The sequence below is a fragment of the Actinocrinis sp. genome (assembly GCF_035938995.1).
Classification (GTDB): domain Bacteria; phylum Actinomycetota; class Actinomycetes; order Streptomycetales; family Catenulisporaceae; genus DASZGI01.
On record NZ_DASZGI010000109.1, the window covers coordinates 1 to 5,581 of the forward strand.

The 5,581-nt window shown below is 68.4% G+C and carries 5 protein-coding genes and 1 pseudogene; 2 read left to right on the plus strand and 4 right to left on the minus strand.

From position 1 onward, the window contains the following. Together VGZ32_RS07350 and VGZ32_RS07355 are read right to left on the minus strand one after the other, a co-directional pair. On the minus strand, window positions 1-672 hold a 672-nt coding region (locus VGZ32_RS07350; protein ID WP_326885102.1), incomplete at its 3' end, for a FlgD immunoglobulin-like domain containing protein. Window positions 673-1,137: 465 nt separating this feature from the next. Next, window positions 1,138-1,557, minus strand: a complete 420-nt coding sequence (locus VGZ32_RS07355) for a VOC family protein (RefSeq protein WP_326885103.1) — start codon at window positions 1,555-1,557, stop codon at window positions 1,138-1,140. A gap of 55 nt (window positions 1,558-1,612) precedes the next feature. Between VGZ32_RS07355 and VGZ32_RS07360 the strand changes: the two genes are divergently transcribed. Further along, window positions 1,613-2,221, plus strand: a complete 609-nt coding sequence (locus VGZ32_RS07360; protein WP_326885104.1) for a TetR/AcrR family transcriptional regulator — start codon at window positions 1,613-1,615, stop codon at window positions 2,219-2,221. 48 nt (window positions 2,222-2,269) lie between these two features. On the opposite strand, the gene VGZ32_RS07365 is transcribed toward VGZ32_RS07360, so the two are convergent. Beyond that, window positions 2,270-3,100, minus strand: coding sequence for a helix-turn-helix transcriptional regulator (locus VGZ32_RS07365; protein ID WP_326885105.1), 831 nt, complete (start codon window positions 3,098-3,100; stop codon window positions 2,270-2,272). A 202-nt stretch (window positions 3,101-3,302) separates the two neighbouring features. Here VGZ32_RS07365 and VGZ32_RS07370 point away from each other — a divergent pair, with 202 nt between their 5' ends. Beyond that, window positions 3,303-3,668: a nuclear transport factor 2 family protein gene (locus tag VGZ32_RS07370; protein ID WP_326885106.1), complete on the plus strand. Its 366-nt coding sequence runs from the start codon at window positions 3,303-3,305 to the stop codon at window positions 3,666-3,668. Between the two features lie 425 nt (window positions 3,669-4,093). Here VGZ32_RS07370 and VGZ32_RS07375 read toward each other — a convergent pair. Further along, window positions 4,094-5,581: pseudogene (locus tag VGZ32_RS07375) on the minus strand (phosphoketolase family protein); the annotation flags it as partial.

The following is a 5,581-nucleotide window of genomic DNA, read 5'->3' on the forward strand; positions in this document are numbered from 1 at the left end:
GACGATGTGGTCCAAGCCCGGCCAGCCCACGATGTTCCCGGTCGCCGCGTCCACGCGGAAGATCCCGTTGTGCACCCAGTCCTTGAGGTTCGCGTCGTAGTCCGCGTGTGCGCCGACGTAAACGTACTGGCCGTCAACCGCGATCGCATGGCCCTCGAGCCCGAATCCGTCCTTCGCGTACCAGGTCTCGAGGCCGGTCGGCAGATCCGCCGGCGAATACCGGTACACGTCGCTGCTGTTCAGCTCCTCGTATGTCGAGTCGAGGTAGAAGTTCCCGTCGGGACCGTAGGCCACCGCCGACGCATCACCCGGATTGCGCACAGCGTCGAAAGCCAGGCCCGGCAGCGGCGTGCCGCCGACCCCGACTCCGCCCTCGTTCGCCCCGGTTACCGAGGACGTCGCCGCCCGCCAGTTGTACGTACCTGCGGGAAGCACATTGCCGGCGTCGTCTTTCCCGTCCCAGTTCATCTGGACCGTGCCGGCTTCCGGCGCCAGCTCGTCCAGGTGCCGCACCAACTGGCCGCCCGCATCGTAGACACCGGCCGAGAGCAGCGAGTTCGCCCCCATCGACACGGTGCCGATCTGCGAGACCGGGGGAACGACCGGAACGTCCGCCCCGGCAGCGCTGGCCCCCCTGGCGCAAGGCACTGCGACCATGGCCACAACAGCCATGCACCACGCGATCCTGCCACTCCGCGTTCTACGCATCCCGTCCGCCCATCTGCGTCGTCGCTGCCGTGCCTGTCATGGAGTCGAGTACAGTGGCGCCCCGCCCATAAGGGCTTCGGTGGGGAGCCGTCCCGGTCACCGGATTGGCCGTGAGCCTCTCCCCCACCCCCGTATCGCCCTGCCTAGCGATGGCAGGGACAGCTACGGCTGACCCCCGGTACATCCGCATCCGTACTCGGGCCAGCACCGGGACCGCTGCGCAGCTGCGCGGACGCGGACACTGGCAGTCCCCGCATCCCGGGAGCAGAGGCAGAGGCATGACCGCACCGCAGCAGCACTGCCACCACCTTGGCCGATGCCGCGACCGCGAACATCAGGGCTACCCCTGAATCTGCCGCCGCGACCCGGTACCCGAGCACCCCCCAGCGTCAGGCCAGCCTTCGGTACATCTGCGGGTGCGGGTCGCGCTCAGTCGCGTTCCGTCTCGATCAGTTCGAGGAGGTTGCCCTCCGGGTCGGCGACGTACGCGTAACGCATGCCTTCGGCCACCCCGGCAGCGGGCGACGAGATCGGGGCGGCGCCGCATTCACCGGTCAGCCGGGCGAACGCGGCCTCGAGGTCCGGGACTTGGAGGCCGAGGTGGCTGAAGGTCTGCGCGCCAGCGGCAGCGAAGGGGTCGGTGTACGCGACGGGGGTCGAACCGGGCCGTTCGACGAACTGCACGCGCAGGCCCGCCGCATCGCTCAGGATGACGGCACGCACGCCTGCTTCGGGCACCTCCAAGCGCTCGTCGACCTGGGTAAGCCCGAAGGCGCTGCCATACCAGGCCTCTTGGGCGGCGAGGTCGGCGACCGAGAGGCAGATGTGGTGGAACCGGACGGCAGTCATGGCAACTCCTTTGGTTAATAGCTTTCACCTGGTAAGTGGTGTTAACCTTAGTGCCGTGAGCTCTCCTGTCAAGCCGCGGCCCGTGGGTCACCACCACGGGGACCTGCGCAACGCGCTGCTGCAAGCCGCCCTCGAGCTGGTCGGCGAACGAGGCCCGCACGGTTTCACCCTCGCCGAGGCCAGCCGCCGGGCGGGAGTGAGCGTCGCGGCGCCCTACAAGCACTTCGCCGACCGGGAGGCGCTGCTGGCGGAACTCGCCACCCGCGGGTACCGCGAGCAACGCAGCCGCTTTTCCGCGGCGCTGGGCGGCAGCGCGGACCCCTTGGATCAGCTGGCGTCGTTCGCGTCCGCTTATGTTCGTTTCGCCGCCGAGGAGCCGGCGCTGTTCGACATCACCTTCAACGCGGGCCTGGACAAGTCCGGTTTCGCCGAACTGGCCACGGCTGGCGACGAGGTGGCCGACCTCCTGCTGCCGGTCGTCCGACGGTTGACCCCGGACGAGGCCGACGCGTTCGACCTGCTGCTGCGCATCGCCGCGGCCGCGCACGGCCTCGCCGTCTTCCTGCGTCAGGGCCTGTTCGGCATGGGAAACCAAGCCCTCGCCGACACGGAAGATAAGGCCGCACGCACGGCCCGGGCGATCGCGCGGGGCCGCGATATCTGACCTGCGCGCGTCGATCTCGCGGCTCGGCCCTCACCGGCGCGATGCGGCTCAGCGTTTGGAGTCGACCGTGTGCCGGGAGCCGAGCAGGGCGAGACGGTCCTCGTGGACGCTGCCGGGTTCGGCGGTGCCCACGAGAAGTTGCCAGCCCGGTGAGCCCTGAATGTCGAAGGCCTGGTAGGTCAACTCGAATCGGCCGACGTCCGGATGGTTGAAGACCTTCGACTTGCGGCCGAGCGACCGGACTTCATGCTCGCGCCAGAAAGATGCGAACTGCGGGCTGTCCGCGGCAAGTTCCGCAATCAGCGCGGTCAGCAGCGGGTCCTGCGGCTCCCGGTCCATAGCCAGGCGCAGGGCGTGCACGGTGTCGCGGGCGACCGCCGACCACTGGGCGAACAGCCTTCGTGCGGCCGGGTCGTAGAACAGGGAGCGGACCATGTCGCGCTTATCGGCGAGGGGCGAGAGCAGGGCGTCGGCCAGATCATTGGCGGCGAGGATCTCGAGGCGGTGGTTGACGGCGTAGGCGACCGCGGTGGGAAAGGCGTCCATCAGCTGAAACAGGGCCCGATCCGCCGCAGCGCTGTGCGGGTGCGCGAGCGTGGGTCTGGGCGCGAGACCAGCCAGGCTGTGGGCGTGCCGGTGCGCATCCGGATCCAGCCGCAGGGCGCGGGCGAGAGCATCGACGACCTGGCCGGAGGGGCTGGTCTCCCGGCCCTGCTCCAGGCGCGCGTAGTAGTCCGCGCTGACTCCGGCCAGCACCGCGACCTCCTCGCGGCGCAGCCCCGCCACCCGCCGGCCTCCAGTCGAAGGCAGGCCCACGTCCGCAGGCGTCAGCCGAGAGCGACGCACGCGCAGGAACTCGCCCAACTCGTAACCGCTCACCGGTCGATTCTACGGCGCCAGGCCTTGGAGACCTCCGCAGCGAACCTAGGTGTGGCGCACCCAGGAAGACGCGTCCTTCCTCTCGAGCGACACCTGGACCAGGCTGGGAGCCTGTCGCCGGAGCCGGACCACACCGGCCTGCTTGACGTGACCGACCCGCAGCCCATCACGGAAAGATCCAGACAGTGATGACACAACAGTGGTGACACAACAGCAGGTCGAGGCCTGGGTCAACGGGTACGTGAAGGCCTGGCGCACCAACGCGTCCAAGGACATCACGGCGCTGTTCACTCCGAAGGCCGAGTACCACGAATGGCCCTACGCCACCGACTGGATCGGTCGCAGAGAGATCATCGCGGGCTGGCAAAGCCGCGCGGCATGGCAGGAAGGCGGCTGGGACTTCGAGTGGTCCACCTTGATGATCACCGGAGATACCGCCGCTATCCGTGGTACCGGGGTGTACAAGGAGCTCGGCACCTTCCTCAACCTTTGGACCGTGACATTCGACGAACACGGCAAGTGCACCATGTTCCGAATGTGGAACGACCAGGTCATCGAGACCGACTGACCAGCCGGTCCGCGGGTGGAATCGCCACCCGCTCCGTGACCGTCCACTGCCACGCGCCCGCGCCGCTCAAGGACCGCGGATTCACCCTCCTGATGGCCACGCACGAGATGGGCTTCGCGCGGCGCGCAGCGGAATCGCGTGTGCTACCTGGAGAACGGCGTCATCGCCGAGCACGGGACGGCCGAGCAGATGTTCGCCGACCCGGTGCGTGAGTCGACGCGGCGCTTCCTGGCCCGGTCGCTGGAGCGGTGACGCCGACGAAGGTGCCGACATCTCGGCGGAACAGCTCTCGATGTCCGAACACTGTCAACAGAGTCTGCCGATCAACCGGCTAGGTGGAGTTCTACGTCATTTCACACACCCTGGCCTCAGGTCAGCTTCGATCCCGCTCGCGCATTACGCGCGCAACACGGTGCGGGCAGCTCTCAGTGGACTGAGTCAAAGGGCCAGACCCAGTCGCGGACCTCGGGGAGGTCGTCGCCGATCTCGCGGGTGTAGGCGCGGGCGCGCAGGCGGGCGTCGGCCATCTCCTGGCGCAGGTGGGCGCCGCGGTCGGCGAGGCCCGGGACCCGGTCGATCGCGTCGATGACCAGGTGGTAGCGGTCCAGGTCGTTGAGCATGACCATGTCGAAGGGCGTGGTGGTGGTGCCCTCCTCCTTGTAGCCGCGCACGTGGAAGTTGTCGTGGTTGGCGCGCCGGTAGGTCAGCCGGTGGATGAGCCACGGGTAGCCGTGGTAGGCGAAGATCACCGGCTTGTCCGTCGTGAACAGGGAGTCGAATTCGCGGTCGGACAGGCCGTGCGGGTGCTCGCTGTCCGGCTGGAGGCGCATCAGGTCGACCACGTTCACCACGCGGATCTTCAGCTCGGGGAACCGCTGGCGCAGGATCGCGGTCGCGGCCAGGGTCTCCAGCGTCGGGACGTCCCCGGCGCAGGTCATGACCAGGTCCGGTTCGGCGCCCGCGTCGGTGGAGGCCCACTGCCAGATGCCGATGCCGCGGGTGCAGTGTGCGATCGCTTCGTCCATCGAGAGCCAGTTCAGGGCCGGCTGCTTGCCGGCCACGACGACGTTGACGTAGTGCTTGCTGCGCAGGACGTGGTCGCCGACGGAGAGCAGGGTGTTGGCGTCCGGGGGCAGGTAGACCCGGACGATCTCGGCCTTCTTGTTCATCACGTGATCGATGAAGCCCGGGTCCTGGTGCGAGAAGCCGTTGTGGTCCTGGCGCCAGACGTGCGAGGTGAGCAGGTAGTTCAGCGAGGCGATGGGGCGGCGCCAGGGCAGCTGCCGGGTGGTCTTGAGCCACTTGGCGTGCTGGTTGAACATCGAGTCGACGATGTGGATGAACGCCTCGTAGCAGTTGAACAGCCCGTGGCGGCCGGTGAGCAGGTAGCCCTCGAGCCAGCCTTGGCACAGATGCTCGCTGAGCGCTTCCATCACCCGGCCGTCGGGGGCGAGCGCGGCGTCGTCGTCGGGCTCTGTCTTTGCCAGCCAGGTGCGCCCGGTGGCCTCCAGGACTGCGCCGAGGCGGTTGGAGGCGGTCTCGTCCGGGCCGAAGACGCGGAAGTTGCGGTGCGGTTCGTTGCGGGCCATGACGTCGCGGACGAATACGCCGAGCAGCCGGGTGGCTTCGGAGAAGGTGGTGCCGTGTTCCTTGACCTCGACGCCGTACTCCCGGAAGTCGGGCATCTCCAGATCGCGAAGGAGCAGACCGCCGTTGGCGTGCTGGTTCGCGCTCATCCGGCGCTCGCCGACCGGAGCGAGGGCGGCAAGGTGCGCAAACAGTCGGCCGTCGACGTCGAACAGGTCCTCGGGACGGTAGGAGGCGAGCCACTCACCCAGTTGGGCGAGGTGCGCAGGGTTCTCGTGCACTTCGCTCAGGGGGACCTGGTGCGAGCGCCAGTTGCCCTCGGTGCG

Excerpts from the sequence above, each read along its gene's own strand:
- VGZ32_RS07355 (WP_326885103.1), bottom strand. The coding sequence starts at position 1,557 with ATGACTGCCGTCCGGTTCCACCACATCTGCCTCTCGGTCGCCGACCTC.